Origin of the sequence: Aeromonas finlandensis, from assembly GCF_000764645.1 — a bacterium.
Classification (GTDB): domain Bacteria; phylum Pseudomonadota; class Gammaproteobacteria; order Enterobacterales; family Aeromonadaceae; genus Aeromonas; species Aeromonas finlandensis.
Map to the genome: position 1 here is coordinate 1 of NZ_JRGK01000271.1, position 14,181 is coordinate 14,181.

The 14,181-nt window shown below is 62.6% G+C and carries 20 protein-coding genes; 11 read left to right on the forward strand and 9 right to left on the reverse strand.

Annotated features, from left to right (window positions below):
• Positions 1–3 precede the first annotated feature (3 nt).
• The 8 genes from LD28_RS0115440 to sctW all read right to left on the reverse strand — a co-directional run bounded on the left by LD28_RS0115440 (position 4) and on the right by sctW (position 5,166).
• Positions 4–291 carry an LcrG family type III secretion system chaperone gene (locus LD28_RS0115440; RefSeq protein ID WP_033137833.1) on the reverse strand — a complete coding sequence of 96 codons (288 nt, stop codon included), beginning with the start codon at positions 289–291 and terminating at the stop codon, positions 4–6.
• Positions 292–330: 39 nt separating this feature from the next.
• Complete coding sequence (locus tag LD28_RS0115445; protein ID WP_033137834.1) at positions 331–771, reverse strand: LcrR family type III secretion system chaperone; 441 nt, start codon at positions 769–771, stop codon at positions 331–333.
• Positions 768–2,933 carry a SctV family type III secretion system export apparatus subunit AscV gene (ascV, locus tag LD28_RS0115450; RefSeq protein ID WP_277619823.1) on the reverse strand — a complete coding sequence of 722 codons (2,166 nt, stop codon included), beginning with the start codon at positions 2,931–2,933 and terminating at the stop codon, positions 768–770. The genes LD28_RS0115445 and ascV overlap by 4 nt, the downstream gene beginning before the upstream one ends.
• On the reverse strand, positions 2,866–3,216 hold the full coding sequence (gene ascY, locus LD28_RS0115455; protein WP_156120263.1) for a type III secretion system chaperone AscY: 351 nt from the start codon (positions 3,214–3,216) through the stop codon (positions 2,866–2,868). The genes ascV and ascY overlap by 68 nt, the downstream gene beginning before the upstream one ends.
• Positions 3,213–3,578, reverse strand: a complete 366-nt coding sequence (ascX, locus tag LD28_RS0115460; protein ID WP_033137837.1) for a type III secretion system protein AscX — start codon at positions 3,576–3,578, stop codon at positions 3,213–3,215. The genes ascY and ascX overlap by 4 nt, the downstream gene beginning before the upstream one ends.
• Before the next feature lie 79 nt (positions 3,579–3,657).
• Positions 3,658–4,029 carry a SycN family type III secretion system chaperone Acr2 gene (gene acr2, locus LD28_RS0115465; protein WP_033137838.1) on the reverse strand — a complete coding sequence of 124 codons (372 nt, stop codon included), beginning with the start codon at positions 4,027–4,029 and terminating at the stop codon, positions 3,658–3,660.
• Positions 4,026–4,307 (reverse strand): type III secretion system gatekeeper subunit Acr1, encoded by a 282-nt coding sequence (gene acr1, locus LD28_RS0115470; protein ID WP_033137839.1) that lies wholly within the window; start codon positions 4,305–4,307, stop codon positions 4,026–4,028. The genes acr2 and acr1 overlap by 4 nt, the downstream gene beginning before the upstream one ends.
• Complete coding sequence (sctW, locus tag LD28_RS0115475) at positions 4,288–5,166, reverse strand: type III secretion system gatekeeper subunit SctW (protein WP_033137840.1); 879 nt, start codon at positions 5,164–5,166, stop codon at positions 4,288–4,290. The genes acr1 and sctW overlap by 20 nt, the downstream gene beginning before the upstream one ends.
• Positions 5,167–5,355: 189 nt before the next feature.
• Between sctW and ascN the strand changes: the two genes are divergently transcribed.
• From ascN to LD28_RS0115525, 11 genes are all read left to right on the forward strand, one after another.
• On the forward strand, positions 5,356–6,678 hold the full coding sequence (gene ascN, locus LD28_RS0115480; protein WP_033137851.1) for a SctN family type III secretion system ATPase AscN: 1,323 nt from the start codon (positions 5,356–5,358) through the stop codon (positions 6,676–6,678).
• Positions 6,675–7,136 (forward strand): type III secretion protein, encoded by a 462-nt coding sequence (locus LD28_RS0115485; protein WP_033137841.1) that lies wholly within the window; start codon positions 6,675–6,677, stop codon positions 7,134–7,136. The genes ascN and LD28_RS0115485 overlap by 4 nt, the downstream gene beginning before the upstream one ends.
• Before the next feature lie 6 nt (positions 7,137–7,142).
• Positions 7,143–8,285 carry a type III secretion system needle length determinant gene (locus LD28_RS23970; protein WP_033137842.1) on the forward strand — a complete coding sequence of 381 codons (1,143 nt, stop codon included), beginning with the start codon at positions 7,143–7,145 and terminating at the stop codon, positions 8,283–8,285.
• Positions 8,282–9,208, forward strand: coding sequence for a type III secretion system cytoplasmic ring protein SctQ (gene sctQ, locus LD28_RS0115495; protein WP_033137843.1), 927 nt, complete (start codon positions 8,282–8,284; stop codon positions 9,206–9,208). The genes LD28_RS23970 and sctQ overlap by 4 nt, the downstream gene beginning before the upstream one ends.
• Positions 9,205–9,858 (forward strand): SctR family type III secretion system export apparatus subunit AscR, encoded by a 654-nt coding sequence (gene ascR / locus LD28_RS0115500; RefSeq protein WP_033137844.1) that lies wholly within the window; start codon positions 9,205–9,207, stop codon positions 9,856–9,858. The genes sctQ and ascR overlap by 4 nt, the downstream gene beginning before the upstream one ends.
• Before the next feature lies 1 nt (position 9,859).
• The gene (gene ascS / locus LD28_RS0115505; protein WP_033137845.1) at positions 9,860–10,126 is read left to right on the forward strand and encodes a SctS family type III secretion system export apparatus subunit AscS; all 267 of its coding nucleotides are present in this window, start codon (positions 9,860–9,862) and stop codon (positions 10,124–10,126) included.
• Complete coding sequence (sctT, locus tag LD28_RS0115510) at positions 10,123–10,911, forward strand: type III secretion system export apparatus subunit SctT (protein WP_033137846.1); 789 nt, start codon at positions 10,123–10,125, stop codon at positions 10,909–10,911. The genes ascS and sctT overlap by 4 nt, the downstream gene beginning before the upstream one ends.
• Before the next feature lie 22 nt (positions 10,912–10,933).
• Complete coding sequence (locus tag LD28_RS23150; RefSeq protein ID WP_156120264.1) at positions 10,934–11,089, forward strand: hypothetical protein; 156 nt, start codon at positions 10,934–10,936, stop codon at positions 11,087–11,089.
• A 61-nt stretch (positions 11,090–11,150) separates the two neighbouring features.
• Positions 11,151–12,209, forward strand: coding sequence for a SctU family type III secretion system export apparatus subunit AscU (gene ascU, locus LD28_RS0115515; protein ID WP_033137847.1), 1,059 nt, complete (start codon positions 11,151–11,153; stop codon positions 12,207–12,209).
• 137 nt (positions 12,210–12,346) lie between these two features.
• Complete coding sequence (locus tag LD28_RS0115520; protein ID WP_033137848.1) at positions 12,347–13,294, forward strand: hypothetical protein; 948 nt, start codon at positions 12,347–12,349, stop codon at positions 13,292–13,294.
• Positions 13,294–13,716 (forward strand): type III secretion system chaperone family protein, encoded by a 423-nt coding sequence (locus LD28_RS0115525; protein ID WP_033137849.1) that lies wholly within the window; start codon positions 13,294–13,296, stop codon positions 13,714–13,716. The genes LD28_RS0115520 and LD28_RS0115525 overlap by 1 nt, the downstream gene beginning before the upstream one ends.
• 93 nt (positions 13,717–13,809) lie before the next feature.
• Here LD28_RS0115525 and LD28_RS0115530 read toward each other — a convergent pair.
• A partial coding sequence (locus LD28_RS0115530) for an aminotransferase class I/II-fold pyridoxal phosphate-dependent enzyme (RefSeq protein ID WP_033137850.1) occupies positions 13,810–14,181 on the reverse strand: 372 nt, incomplete at its 5' end.

Sequence of the window (14,181 nt, forward strand, 5' to 3'; positions counted from 1 at the left end):
ACCCTATATTACCAGGCCGCGCATCATGGCTGGTCGACGGGGACGGACCCCAACGTTTTGTTGTTGTGGTACTAGCTGCCGACGGCGATCAAGATCCGCCAACAACTCATGCTCAGCCTGTGCCTTTTCTGTCACAGAGCCCTCGCTAAACAATAATTCGGTCACTTGTGGGCTAATACCAAGGGACTGCCACATTTCGCTTAGCAAAGCGGCACGATGATCACTGTCCCGAATTGCCAACTCCGCATTTGCGATCGTTTTCTCATACAGCCCATCGCTACCATCTTTCATCCTGCCTCCTAATTTAATCTCAGGTGCACACCCTTCATATCAAGAGCAGTCGCTGTTTTGTCGTTTTCTCATTGCTGACAATGAGATAACTTTTGCGACATCAAGTGAAAACCAACCGGACTCAGGCTCACTGGCACCGGTCCAGCGCAGGTAAAAGCGTCCCAAACGCTCGGCGCTGAGCTGGCTGCCAGCCATTACGTTCACGTTGCCATAGAGACAGTAACCCGGGCCAAGCATCGCCAGCGCCGCCCTGGCCAGCAGATAGAGGGCGGAAAAAGGGTTGGCAAGCCCGACACCTGCATCGACCCGTTCAATAAGCACAATCCAGACTCGTCGCTCCACGGGTTCCACCCGCCATGCAACCTTGAGCCCGCCGTGGACAAACTCGTGACCGAGAGGAATGGGCGTATGGCACAGGGTATGGCGCGCGGTCGATATACCATGCTCGGTAAACCAGGGGATCAGAGGATCACCACTCACAGGCAGACCCTCCCGAGGGGCTGGATATTGATCTGCTGGGTCAGCTCCTGATAGGAGAGCACCGGCAGAGCGTGGTAATCGCCCTCAATGAGCTTGCGCACATAGCGACGGATATCCATGGAGACGATCAGTACCGGCTTGTTCTGCATCTGGGCCAGATCCCCCACGGTGTGGCGAACCTGATCGAGGAAGCCCTGAGTAATGGTGGGGTCGAGCGCCAGATAGCTGCCGGCACTGGTCTGGCGAATGCCGCCGCGGATCTGCTCCTCCACCTGCTGATCGAGCAGATAGGCAGGCAAGATATTGTTGCCGTTGGCGTACTTGTAGCAGATGTAGCGCTTGAGACTGCTGCGGATGTACTCGGTGAGCTGCACCACATCCTTCTCTTTCTGGCCCCACTCCACCATCGCCTCGAGAATGGCGCGCATATTGCGGATGGAGATATCCTCCCCCACCAGCCGCTGCAAAATTTCAGTCATTCGCTGCAGCGGAATGATGCGCTGCGCCTCCTTCACCAGCTCGCCATAGCTCCCCTCCATCTGCTCCAGCAGGTAGCGGGTCTCCTGAATGCCGATAAAGTCTTCGGCATATTCCCGCAGTACGTGGGAGAGATGCCAGGTCACCACCTGACCGGTGGTCAGGGTAGCCAGCCGCAACTTCTCCAACCGCTCCTGATGGTCATTAGCGACCCACAGGGTAGGCTGGCCCGGCAGCAGCGGCGCTCCCTCCTCGTAGGGGATCCCCAGCAGATCGAGCTGGGAGGCCAGCTCCTGCACCAGCTGATGACCCGGTCGCAGTAAACCGCGGGCGACCGGCACCTCTTGCAGCTGGATCCGATATTCGCCAGGCCCCATCCCCTCGTTGAAACGCAGGTGGATACCCGGGAAGGGCACCCCGAGATCGAGATAGAGGGCGCGACGCACCCGCACCAGTTCGTCGTTGAGGGCAATCGCCTCCAGATCCGCCTGCAAGGCGGCATCCACATCGATCAGCAGGGGCACCGTCATGGCAAACTCCTCCTTCTCCCCCAGCTTGCCCCGCGGCTTGCCACCCGGTTTCGGCTTGCTGCGGGCAGCGGGCGCGCCAGCGCCCTGAGCCAGAACCGTCGGCAGATCCTGACTGTTGCTGTGCTGCTCCTTGCGCTGACGCAAGCCGATAAAGTAGCCCCCGGCGGTGACGATGGCCGCCAGGGTAAAGAAGGTGACCATCGGGAAGCCCGGGATCAACCCGAACAGCACCAGCAGCAGGCCCCCGATCAGCAGCGCCTTGGGTTGGGCCACCACCTGGGCGCCGATATCGGTACCCAGATCGGAGGACTCTTCGGAAGAGACCCGGGTGACGATGATCCCCGCGGTGATGGCGATCAGCAGTGCGGGGACCTGGGAGACCATGCCGTCCCCCACCGTCAGGATGGAGTAGAGCTGCAGCGCATCGGCGGCGGACAATCCCTTCTGGGTCACCCCGATGGTGACGCCACCAAGGATGTTGACGAAGATGATGATGAGGCCCGCGATGGCGTCCCCCTTCACGAACTTCATGGCGCCATCCATGGAGCCAAACATCTGGCTCTCCTTCTCGATGACCCCGCGGCGATCCCGCGCCTCGTGCACGTCGATCACCCCGGCGCGCATGTCGCCGTCGATACTCATCTGCTTGCCGGGCATGGCATCGAGGGAGAAGCGAGCGCTCACCTCCGCAACCCGCTCCGAGCCCTTGGTGATCACCAGAAACTGGACGATGGTGATGATGAGGAAGATGACGATCCCCACCACCAGATTGCCCCCCACCACGAAGTTGCCGAAGGTGTAGACAATCTGCCCCGCATCGGCCTGCAGCAGGATCATCCGGGTAGTGCTCACCGAGAGGGCGAGCCGGAACAGGGTGGTGATCAGCAACACCGCCGGAAAGGCGGAGAACTGCAGCGGCGAATTGATATAGACCGCCATCATCAGCAGCACCACCGAGATGGTCATGTTGATGGCAATCAGGATATCGAGGGCCACCGGCGGCAGCGGCAAGACCATCATAAAGACGATGGCCAGCAGCAGGATCGCCAGCATGATGTCCTTGCGCTCGCCTATCCGGCGCAGCAGCTCAAGGGAGCGTTGATTCATTCTGCTCTTCCAGTTCGAGGTAGTGTTGATAGGCGAAACGGGCTTCATCGAGCCGCCCCGCCAGCTGGCAGGCGCGGCTGCGACAGAGCCAGAGCGGGCCGTCGGCCTCACTTTCCAGCATCAGCTGATCGACATGGGCCAGCGCGGCCTCCCCTTGGCCCTGCTTGAGCAGGGCAACCAGCAGGGTGCGACGGGCTGACAGATGTTCAGGGTGAAGCTGCAACAGGGCGGCCAGCAGGGTGCTGGCCCGATCGGGGTGGCCATACTGCAAGTGCAGCCAACCGGTGAGCAGCAGCGCATCCTGCTGCTGTGACGAGAGGATCATGGTCATACCTTGTGCAGCAAGTGCAGGGTCATCTGCATCAGTTGTTCATCCTGATGCAGCTGTTCGAGCAAGCGGGCGGCGGCTTGCAACTCTGCCGATGTGCCATCGGCCAGCACGGCCCGCAACCCCTGCATCGTCTGATTGAAATCACCGGGCCGCAGCAGATCGTGAAAACTGCGATCGGGGGTGGCGAAGTCGAGCAGCGTCCGCTCAACCAGCCGTTCCGGGTAGAGGCGGCTGATATGGGGCTCGATGGACTGACCATCAGGCAGCAGGGCATAACGCCCCGGCAGGGTCTGCTCCTGCTCGTCGAGAGTGATGGCAGTGAGCTGCTCGATGCCGATATGCGCCGCAGTGATCCGGCTCATACCATCTCCCCCCTAAAACGGGTGGGTCTGTTGACGCCAGACGACTCGATATCCCAATGACGGGCGGCAGTGATCCGGCTCATGGTGCCAGCACCTCTCGTTGCAATTGGGTCAGGGTACCCAGCGCCTGATGGAGCAGCGGCAAGGTAATCGCCCGCTCATCAAGGGTGACGAAGAGGATCAACTGATCCTCCCCCAGCCAGCCGCTGCGCACTGGCAGTGCCGGGCCTTGCGCTGCGGCGGTAACGGTCATGGCACGGCGGATCGCCTCGCCGCTCTGATGCCAAGGTACGGCGCGGGCGAGCCAGAGGGTCAGCTGCCCCTGATGGCGCTCCAGTTGCAGGGTGCCGCTCTGCTCCAGATCAAGCTGGATCAGCGAGTGGGGGTTATCCCCGATGGTGATGCCCAGATCCTGGCAAAAGTGCACCAGCAGGGGTTCAATCCAGTTCATGACGACTCTCCAGACAACTCATCCTCTTCACGTTCGATGGCGTTATCGAGCGCCCCCTGACAGCACTGCAGCAGGTTCTGGCGCTGCTCCTCTTCGCTGAACAACTCAACGGGCAACAGGCGGATCAGCCGCTTGAGCTCCTGATAGAGCAGCACCTGCTGGCGGCTCTCCGCCAGCTCGAGGGCGACCCCAATTTGCTCGACATCCCGCACGCTGGCCCAGCGCTTCTCCACCAGGGCGATGAGATCGCCCATCAGATCAGAAGGCCCGTATGCCATGGGCCGACCCCTCCTTCATCCGTTGCCACAGCTCGTCCACTTGCGCCGAGAGGGAATTGATCAGCCGCAACATGTGCATGTCGCTCATCACCCGCTCCAGCTTGACCGGGTCTAGCCAGCGCTGCTGGGTATCGAGGTCGGCGCTGAGGGCCTTCATCATGAAACCGGTCACCTTCTCCACCGCTCCGTTGCCAAAGCGGCTGTGGATGTCGCGCCAGGCGGCAGAGAGGGCGCGGTAGTCCTGCACCGCATCGCGATAGAGATCCCGCAGATCCTGCTCGGTGCCAACGCCGGCACTGGCCGCCTCGGCCGCCGGTGCGGTGATCCGGGCTCCCAGCACGATGGCAGTGCCCTGCTCCTCCGCCAGCTTGGCCAGCGCCTGCTCAACCAGGACCAGGGTGCCCTGCATCTCCGGTCGTCCGGCGAGGGCCTTGCGCGCCTGACAGAGCGCCTCGAACTGCTCGCTCACCTCCCCCGAAAAACTCTCGAGATAGGCCAGCAACTGGGAGAGGTTGGCCAGCCGGCCACTGCCGAGGTGGCTCACCATCTCCTTGATCTTCTGCTGGCGCTCAAGACTGGGCACCTTCTCCAGGTAGTCACCCACCAGCTCTTCGATCTCGCTGATCCTGGCGGTGCTGTCGCTCAGCTTGCGCTTGGCCAGTGACAGCTCTTTGCGCTCCGAGAAGACAAAGGTGAGCTCTTCAGCGGCATCGGCCAGAGATTGGGAGGCACTGGCCAGCACGACCCGCTCCCCCTGAAACTGACCCCCCTGCAGGGTGGCGGTGCTGGCGGTACTCTCTGCACCACGCACGTCGGATGGCGCGGCGCTGGCATAGGGGTTGCTCTGGATAATGGCCATGGAGATTCCCGTAACGAATGGATTGATGAGGATGGCATTATAAAAATCGCCCCCCCTCCCCTATGCCAAAATCGGTCGTGAATTTTTAGCCTGCCCCCAACGGTTTTCTAAAAAGTCCCGACTCGCGCTGAAATCTCTGTTGCAAGCCAACCCCTATAGTGGCAGCCAGTTTCAATGGTGCAGATCTCTATGACCCTCTCCCTCGACCACATCCCCGGCCAGCTTCGTCACGCCATCGACGAGTGCCGCCTGATCCAGATCCGTGGCCGGGTCACCCAGGTGACTGGCACCCTGCTCAAGGCGGTGGTGCCCGGCGTGCGGATCGGCGAGCTCTGCCACCTGCGCAATCCTGACAACACCCTCTCGCTGCAAGCAGAGGTGATCGGCTTTGCCCAGCATCAGGCGCTGCTCACCCCCCTTGGCGAGATGTTTGGCATCTCCTCCAACACCGAAGTGAGCCCGACTGGCGCCATGCATCAGGTCGGGGTCGGCGAGCACCTGCTCGGTCAGGTGCTGGACGGCCTTGGCAACCCCTTTGGTGGCGGCCATCTGCCGGAACCCGCCGCCTGGTATCCGGTCTATCGGGATGCCCCGCCCCCCATGAGCCGCAAGCGCATCGCCGAGCCCATTTCGCTGGGCATTCGCGCCATCGACGGCCTGCTCACCTGCGGTGAGGGGCAACGGATGGGGATCTTCGCCGCCGCCGGGGGCGGCAAGAGCACCCTGCTGGCCTCGCTTATTCGCAGCGCCGAGGTGGATGTCACCGTGCTGGCGCTGATCGGCGAACGGGGCCGGGAGGTGCGGGAGTTTATCGAGGCAGATCTGGGGGAAGAGGGGCTCAAGAAGGCGGTGCTGGTGGTGGCCACCTCGGATCGCCCCGCCATGGAGCGGGCCAAGGCGGGCTTTGTCGCCACCTCCATTGCCGAATATTTCCGGGATCAGGGCAAGCGAGTGCTGCTGCTGATGGACTCCGTCACCCGTTTTGCTCGTGCCCAACGGGAGATTGGTCTGGCCGCTGGCGAGCCGCCGACCCGACGGGGCTATCCGCCCTCGGTGTTTGCCGCCCTGCCCCGCCTGATGGAACGGGCTGGCCAGTCGGACAAAGGCTCCATCACCGCTCTCTATACCGTGCTGGTGGAGGGGGATGACATGACCGAACCGGTCGCTGACGAGACCCGCTCTATCCTCGACGGTCACATTATCCTGTCGCGCAAGCTGGCGGCGGCCAACCACTACCCGGCCATCGACGTGCTGCGCTCCGCCAGCCGGGTGATGAACCAGATCATCGCCCCCGAGCATCAGGCACAGGCGGGTCGGCTGCGCAGTTGGCTGGCCAAGTATGAAGAGGTGGAGCTGCTGCTGCAGATCGGCGAATACCAGAAGGGGCAGGACAAGGTCGCCGACGAAGCGATCGCCCGTATTGAGGCGATTCGCCAGTGGCTCAAGCAAGGCACCCATGAACCGAGTTCACTGGAGCAGGCCCTCACCACCCTTGAGGCCCTGACCCGATGATCGGCCGCCTGCAACGGATCAAACAGCTGCGACTGGAGCGCGCCGAACAGCAGCTCGTCACCCAGCAAGGGCGATTGCAGCTGGCCCGTCACCGCCAGTTGGAGGCAGAACAGGCCAGCCAGGATTACCGCCAGTGGCGCCTTGCCGAGGAGGATCGCCTGTTTGCCATCTGTCAGGCAGAGCAGCTCGATCGCAAAGGGCTCAAGCAGTGGCAACAGCAGGTGGCGTTGCTGCGAGAGAGAGAAGCCCAGCTGGAGCAAGCGGCCGCCGAACAGGCCGAGCGGGTGGCCGAAGAGCGCATCCGCTTGCAGGAGCGCCAGCAGGCGGTGCACCGCGCCCGCCAGCAGCAGGAAAAATTTGCCGAATTACACCGTCAGGCGCTGGCGTCACAGCGAGCCCTGCGTGACTACAACGAAGAGCAGGAACAGGAAGAGTTCCGCCAGCAGATCAGGATGTAACGAGTCATGAACCGAGTCATGTCCAGCAAGGGCACCACGAGATCCCAGGGCGATCCCCCACAGGCAGAGGCCAATCCGACGCAGCAGCAGCGCTTCGAGCAAGCGATGCGACTTGAGCAGGAACAGCATGGTCAGCTGCGCCAGCGCAAGCAAGCAGTGCAGAACAAAAGCGCGCGCGACGCCGCCCTCCAGCATGAGCGGATGGCCTCGGATACCCAGCAGCAAGCGCGGCTTAAACCGCCTGCCATCAAGGGAGACCAGCCAGAGCCATCGGCCATATCCCCTGCAACGCAGCGAGCCCGTGAGCGACAGGAAGAGAGCGAGAAAACCGAACAGCAGGCAGAGATACCAGCACTGACGGCACAGGCTCATCTTGCCGCAGAGGGATCACCTCCCCCTGCGCAAGATCACGCCCGTCTCACGCCGACGAACAAGGAGGCCGATGCCGGGCGGCCACATGCCCCGCACACAGCCGCCGATCAGCCGGTAGCGCAACGGGAGCTGGCAGGCGGCAAGCCCACCCGCGAGTCCGGCGATGGCCAGCTGGCCGATGCCGGGCAGCCACATGCCCTGCAGACGGCCACCGATCAACCAGTCGCTAAACCGGAGCTGGCAGGGGGCAACTCACCCCACGCATCCGGCGATCTCTTGCAGGCCGATGCTCGCGAGCTGGCCGAGCGGCTCGCCTCTGGCACTGATACTGACGCGCTCACGGTGACCGACGAGGTGCCCGAGGCCAGCGGTCAACCGCTCCCCCCGCAGGTGAAAACCCCCGGGGATCTGCTGCTCGCCCGCATGGCGCCCGCCGAGCACCCTCGGGAGCTGGGTCAGCTACTGGAACGGCTGGCGGTGGATATCTATCAGGAGCTGGGCCGTCCGGAGCGTCCGCCGCTGCTGCGCCTGACGCTGCCGCAACTGGGGGATCTCGCCATTCGTATCGCTCATCAGGGTGGCGAGCTGCAGATCGAGATCCTGGCGACCCGCGAGGGGGAGCTGCTGCTCAATCAGGGGCGCAGCGATCTGGTCGACCGCCTGCAACGGCTCTATCCCGGCGAGCGGGTCGCTCTTGACCTGTTTAGCCAGGCCGACAGCGAACAGGGCTCGCGCCATAAACGATCCATCTATGAAGAGTGGGATGCCGACGCATGACATCGATTGCCCTCACCTCCGCCTCGCTGGCGGAGCTGACTTTGCAACAGGCTCTGAGCCAATACCGCCAGCATTTTAGCTGGGGCGGCGGCGAACTGGCCCTCGCCATCGGCTTGCCGCCAGCGACGCTCGATGCCCGGCTGCAACTGCAGTGGCAGGGGCTCTCTCTGCCCCTGCTGTGCCACGGCGCCGAGCTGGCCCGTTGGCTTGCGCCGGATCTGCAGCAGGCGGCACTGTTCAGCCTGCCCGAGCCACTGCAACTGGCGCTGATCGAGCGGCTGGGGCAACCCCTCGGCGACCTCACCTGCTCGGCGCTGACCCGGCAGGAGAGTCGCAAGCAAACCGATGAGCCCGCCCTGCAACTGCTGCTGCAACGGGAGGGGGCCAGCCTCGCCCTCTGGCTCACCAAACCCGAACCGCTGCTGGCCAGGCTGCCACCACGGCCACCACGGCAGCGGCTATCACTGCCACTGACCCTCTCCCTGCGCTGGGGCACGATGCGCCTGACCATGGCGGAGCTCACCGCGCTCGCCAGCGGCGATGTGCTGCTGCCGCCCCCCCATCCGCTATTGGGCCAGCAACTGCTCGCCTGCGTGGAGGGTCGCCCCTTTGCCTACTGCCAACCCCATCAACAACATCTGGAATTGACCGCTATGTATACCTCCGCCCCCGATGAACCGCTCAGCCCGACCGAGCTGGAGAGCCTGCCCATTCAGGTCAGCTTCGAAGTGGGTCGCCAGAATCTGGATTGGCACACCCTCACCAGCCTGCAACCGGGCGCCCTGATCGATCTCGGTACGCCCCTTGATGGCGAGGTGCGCATCATCAGCAACGGCCACGCACTGGGCGTGGGCCGACTGGTAGAGATCCAGGGTCGCCTGGGTGTGCGGGTCGAGAGCCTCAGCAACGAGTCACAGTCATGATCCAGTTGCCGGACGAGCTAAACCTTATCGTCGGGCTGGCCCTGCTGGCCCTGCTGCCCTTTATTGCCGTGATGGCCACCTCCTTCGTCAAGCTGGCGGTGGTCTTTTCGCTGCTGCGCAACGCCCTCGGGGTGCAGCAGATCCCCCCCAACATGGCGATGTACGGGCTGGCGATCATCCTCAGCATCTATGTGATGGCGCCGGTCGGCTTTGCCACCCAGGATTACCTGCGCCAGAACGAGGTGTCGCTGGCCAAGTCCGAATCGGTGGAGAAGTTCCTCGATGAGGGGATCGCCCCCTACCGCGCCTTCTTGAAAAAACAGATCAAGCCGCGGGAGCACGCCTTCTTTATCGACAGCACCAAGCAGCTCTGGCCCAGCGAGTATGCCGATCGGCTGGAACCCGACAGCCTGCTGATCCTGCTGCCCGCCTTTACCGTCAGCGAGCTGAGCCGTGCCTTCGAAATCGGCTTTCTGATCTACCTGCCCTTTATCGCCATCGATCTCATCATCTCCAACATCCTGCTGGCGATGGGGATGATGATGGTCTCCCCCATGACCATCTCGCTGCCGTTCAAGCTGCTGCTGTTTGTGCTGCTCGATGGCTGGGCCCGCCTCACCCACGGGCTGGTCATCAGCTACGGAGGCTAGGATGAGTCACGCCGATATTCTCCACTTCACCAGCCAGACTCTCTGGCTGGTGCTGATCCTCTCCATGCCGCCGGTACTGGTGGCTGCGCTGGTGGGCACCCTCGTCTCTTTGTTGCAGGCGCTGACCCAGATCCAGGAGCAGACCCTGGGCTTTGTCGCCAAGCTGATCGCCGTGGTGATCACCCTGTTTGCCACCACTGCCTGGCTGGGGAACGAGCTCTACAGCTTCGCCGACATGGTGCTCTACAAGGTGCCGCAGATCCAATGACCCTGGAGAGCCTGCAGGGCCAGATGCTGGCCTACACCCTGCTGCTGCCGCGCTTTATCAGCTGCTTCGTGATGCTGCCGGTGCTGAGCAAGCAGATGCTGGGGGGGGCGATGATCCGCAACGGCGTGGTCTGCTCGCTGGCGCTGTTCGCCTACCCCATGATTGCCGATACCCTGCCACCGAGCCTCGGTGCCATGGATCTGGCTCTGCTGATCGTCAAGGAGGTACTGCTCGGCCTGCTGATCGGCTTTGTCGCCGCCATCCCCTTCTGGGCCATCGAGGCGAGCGGTTTTCTGATCGACAACCAGCGCGGCGCCGCCATGGGCTCCCTGTTCAACCCCAGCCTCGCCAGCCAGACCAGTCCCACCGGCCTGCTGCTGACCCAAACCCTGATCACCCTCTTCTTTGCCAGCGGCGCCTTTCTCGCCCTGCTCTCGGCGCTGTTCCAGAGCTACACCAGCTGGCCGGTGGTGCACTTCTTTCCCACCATCAGCGCCCAGTGGGTCAGCTTTTTCTACAGCCAGTTCAGCCAGATGCTGCTGCTCTGCGCCCTGCTGGCCGCGCCGCTGCTGATCGCCATGTTTCTGGCCGAATTCGGGCTGGCCCTGATCAGCCGCTTCGCCCCCTCTCTCAACGTCTTCGTGCTGGCGATGCCGATAAAAAGTGCCGTCGCCAGCCTGCTCTTGGTCATCTACATCAAGCTGATGATGGATCACGCCTATCGGGAGGTGCTGGCGGTGATGGATCCGCTGCGCCTGCTGGGACCGGTACTGGGAGCACAATGACCCCATGGTCAGATACACAGCGATGACACTCCCACCCCTCATTCTTGTCTGCATGCTGCTCGCCCTCTCAGGCATCTGCTGGCAGCACACGATCCTGCGGCTGCTGGATAATCTCGGCAGCTGGGTGATGTCGCTGATCGACCCCCTCGGTCTGTTTCTGCCGGTCTGGGGAGCCTGATGATCACTCACTCTGTGACCCGAGCTGGCCCCAGCCGGATTGACCTTGCCCAGGAGACCCGATGAGCGGCGAAAAAACCGAACAGCCCACCCCCAAAAAATTGCGCGATGCCCGCCAGAAGGGGCAGGTGGTCAAGAGCAAGGAGGTGGTCTCCACCGCCATCATCCTGAGCCTGATCGGCATGCTGATGGCGATGTCCGATTACTACCTGGAACATCTGGGCAAACTGATGCTGATCCCGGCGTCCCACATCAACCTCCCCTTTACTGAGGCCCTCAACCATGTGGTGGAGAACCTGCTGCAGGAGATGGCCTATCTCTGCATCCCGATCCTGGCGGTCGAGGTGCTGGTGGTGCTGGCCTCCCACATTGCCCAGTACGGCTTTCTGCTGAGCGGCGAGTCCATCAAACCCGACATCAAGCATGTCAATCCGGTGGAGGGGGCCAAGAAGATCTTATCCATCAAGAGCCTGATGGAGTTCGTCAAATCCCTGCTCAAGGTCACCCTGCTGAGCCTGCTGGTGTGGGTCACTATCGAGGGCAACCTGCAAGCGATGCTGCAACTGCCCGGCTGCGGCATGAGCTGCATCGCCCCGGTGCTGGGGGGGATGATGGGCCAGCTGATGGCGGTCTGCGCCATGGGTTTTGTGGTGATCGCCATCGCCGATTACGCCTTCGAACACTACCAGCACGTCAAGCAGCTCAAGATGAGCAAGGACGAGGTGAAGCGAGAGTACAAGGAGATGGAGGGGAGCCCGGAGATCAAGAGCAAGCGCCGCCAGTTCCATCAGGAGTTGCAGTCGAGCAACATGCGCGCCGATGTGAAGCGCTCCTCGGTGATCGTCGCCAACCCGACCCATATCGCCATCGGCATCCGTTACGAGCGGGGGGAGACCCCGCTACCGGTGGTCACCCTCAAGTTCACCGATGCCCAGGCGCTGCAGGTGCGCAAGATCGCCGAAGAGGAGGGCATCCCCGTGCTGCAACGCATTCCGCTGGCCCGCGCCCTCTATCGCGACGCGCTGATCAACAACTACATCCCCGCCGACCAGATCGAGGCGACCGCCGAAGTCCTGCGCTGGCTGGAGCAGTGGCGCCAGAGCGAAGGGCCGCAGTGGTAGGGCCGCATGCTGCCCGCCAGGCCAAACAAACAGCGCACACGGCGAGAAACTGACAAATCCCCGACCGCCCTCTGATATAGCGCGCCGCCACGGCTCGTTATCATCCCCTTATCGTCAACCCTGTCGGGAATCACATCATGGCCTTACCAGCAATCGGTGGACACATTCACCTCAACCACCCCACTTCGCCCCAGCAGACAGACGCCAGCCCGCTGCTGGCACAGGGTAACAAACTGTTCGAACAGTCCGTCAAACGCGGCATCGGCCACTTCCAGAGCAGCGATCTCAAGCAGGTCATCAGCACCCTGCGTCAATTGCAAACTGCCCCCGATAGCGGCAAGGCGCAGCGGGTGCAGGATGCAATCCAGCACTGGGAGCAGCACCACCCCAAAGAGGTGGCCGCCCGTGGTGCTCGCCTGACCGAACTGAAACAGGCGCTGGCCGAACAGGGCGCCATCGCCAGAACCGCGCCGCGACACGAACCCAAAGTGGTCGCCGGTGGCACCCATGCCCTGCTGCAACAGAGCATGGCCGGGTTGGAAAAACTGGGCAGCTACGCCTGCACCGATGCCCAGACCTTTGTCCAGCCCAACAACCCGAGCTACCAGAAGATCATCGGCAAACTCGACGCATTCGGTCAGGATCCCCAGCGCAAAGCAGCCAACCAGCGCGCCAACGACAGCGTCAATATGGCGGCCATCCAGACTCGCAACAAACAGCCTCTCTCGTTGCGCACGCTGGAGAATATTGCCAAGGCGGTGGATCAGGCCAAAGCGGGTTGCTGCTCAACCCTGGCCTATTCGGCTGCGGCCGAACTGCTGCGCCACAACAGTGACCAGCGGATCGAAGTGCTGGCCCACCGTGGCGCACAGGGTCACGCCCAAACCCACTGCTTTGTGGTGATTGGTCGCGCCGAAGGGAGTGAACTCTCCAAGCCGGAGAGCTGGGGGCCACATGCCAAAGTGGTCGACCCGTGGGCCGCCACCATAGGGGCACGCCTTATTGGCACGCCTGCACAGCCCCCCATTGCCAACCTGTGGCCGCCCACAGAGTCGGTCTTTGATAACGCCCATCGGGAGGATTAATGATGTTTCATGCCATGCTATCGACCCTCGTTCGTCAGCTATCCCTGCCGCAGGAGTGCCTGCACGAACAGGGACTGGATCTGCAGGCGGGCCCCTTCAGCCTCCATATTCGCGAGCGGGATCAACTGGTGACCCTGTTTATTCCGCTGGGGGATATCCAGACCCCCTCCCTCGCCGCCATGGCCGACTGGCCAGTGCTGCAGCTCAGTCGCGACAGCGAACAGAGCACCCTGCTCTGGAGCCGTGAATGGCTGGACAAGCTGGATGTGGAACTTCTGATTGACCTTGTCAACCGCATGCTGCATCAGGCTGAAGCCCTGACCCAAGGCACTGCACTAGCAGCTAACGAGCTCATCGAGCCAGCAATCGAACCAGCCATGTCACGCCCGAACAGCTCTATCCCGATGACCATTCGCGCCTGAATTTGGCGTAGGTTGATAACGGAGCACAGCGCAATAAAAACGGGGCCATCACTGATGGCCCCGTTTCTGTTTCTCACGTTGAATGGATTTACCCTACACCAGCTCCCCCAGCGCACCGATGAGGGCGTCGAGCCCCTGATCGACCTTCGAGCGCGGGCAACCGACGTTGAGGCGGATATAGCCTTTGCCTTCCGGGCCGTAAGTATCGCCGCGCATGATGGCGACCCGGTATTTCTCCACCAGCAAGGCTTGCAGCGCATCCATCCGTTCGGTGGAGTCGATACCGAGGCCGTTCAAGTCAATCCAGGCGAGATAAGTTCCCTCGGGCACCCGATAGTCGATGGCGGGGAAGGCTGCGTTGAGCCGCGCCGCCACATGAGCGAGGTTGCCGTGCAGATAGCTTTTAAGGGCATCGAGCCAGGCTGCGCCGTCCCGATAGGCGCTGATATGGGCCAGCACCCCGAG

Coding starts and splice junctions, on each gene's coding strand:
- LD28_RS0115440 (WP_033137833.1), bottom strand. CDS start 291: ATGAAAGATGGTAGCGATGGGCTGTATGAGAAAACGATCGCAAATGCG.
- ascV (WP_277619823.1), bottom strand. CDS start 2,933: ATGAAGCCCGTTTCGCCTATCAACACTACCTCGAACTGGAAGAGCAGA.
- ascY (WP_156120263.1), bottom strand. CDS start 3,216: ATGACCATGATCCTCTCGTCACAGCAGCAGGATGCGCTGCTGCTCACC.
- ascX (WP_033137837.1), bottom strand. CDS start 3,578: ATGAGCCGGATCACTGCGGCGCATATCGGCATCGAGCAGCTCACTGCC.
- acr2 (WP_033137838.1), bottom strand. CDS start 4,029: ATGAACTGGATTGAACCCCTGCTGGTGCACTTTTGCCAGGATCTGGGC.
- acr1 (WP_033137839.1), bottom strand. CDS start 4,307: ATGGCATACGGGCCTTCTGATCTGATGGGCGATCTCATCGCCCTGGTG.
- sctW (WP_033137840.1), bottom strand. CDS start 5,166: ATGGCCATTATCCAGAGCAACCCCTATGCCAGCGCCGCGCCATCCGAC.
- ascN (WP_033137851.1), top strand. CDS start 5,356: ATGACCCTCTCCCTCGACCACATCCCCGGCCAGCTTCGTCACGCCATC.
- LD28_RS0115485 (WP_033137841.1), top strand. CDS start 6,675: ATGATCGGCCGCCTGCAACGGATCAAACAGCTGCGACTGGAGCGCGCC.
- LD28_RS23970 (WP_033137842.1), top strand. CDS start 7,143: ATGAACCGAGTCATGTCCAGCAAGGGCACCACGAGATCCCAGGGCGAT.
- sctQ (WP_033137843.1), top strand. CDS start 8,282: ATGACATCGATTGCCCTCACCTCCGCCTCGCTGGCGGAGCTGACTTTG.
- ascR (WP_033137844.1), top strand. CDS start 9,205: ATGATCCAGTTGCCGGACGAGCTAAACCTTATCGTCGGGCTGGCCCTG.
- ascS (WP_033137845.1), top strand. CDS start 9,860: ATGAGTCACGCCGATATTCTCCACTTCACCAGCCAGACTCTCTGGCTG.
- sctT (WP_033137846.1), top strand. CDS start 10,123: ATGACCCTGGAGAGCCTGCAGGGCCAGATGCTGGCCTACACCCTGCTG.
- LD28_RS23150 (WP_156120264.1), top strand. CDS start 10,934: ATGACACTCCCACCCCTCATTCTTGTCTGCATGCTGCTCGCCCTCTCA.
- ascU (WP_033137847.1), top strand. CDS start 11,151: ATGAGCGGCGAAAAAACCGAACAGCCCACCCCCAAAAAATTGCGCGAT.
- LD28_RS0115520 (WP_033137848.1), top strand. CDS start 12,347: ATGGCCTTACCAGCAATCGGTGGACACATTCACCTCAACCACCCCACT.
- LD28_RS0115525 (WP_033137849.1), top strand. CDS start 13,294: ATGATGTTTCATGCCATGCTATCGACCCTCGTTCGTCAGCTATCCCTG.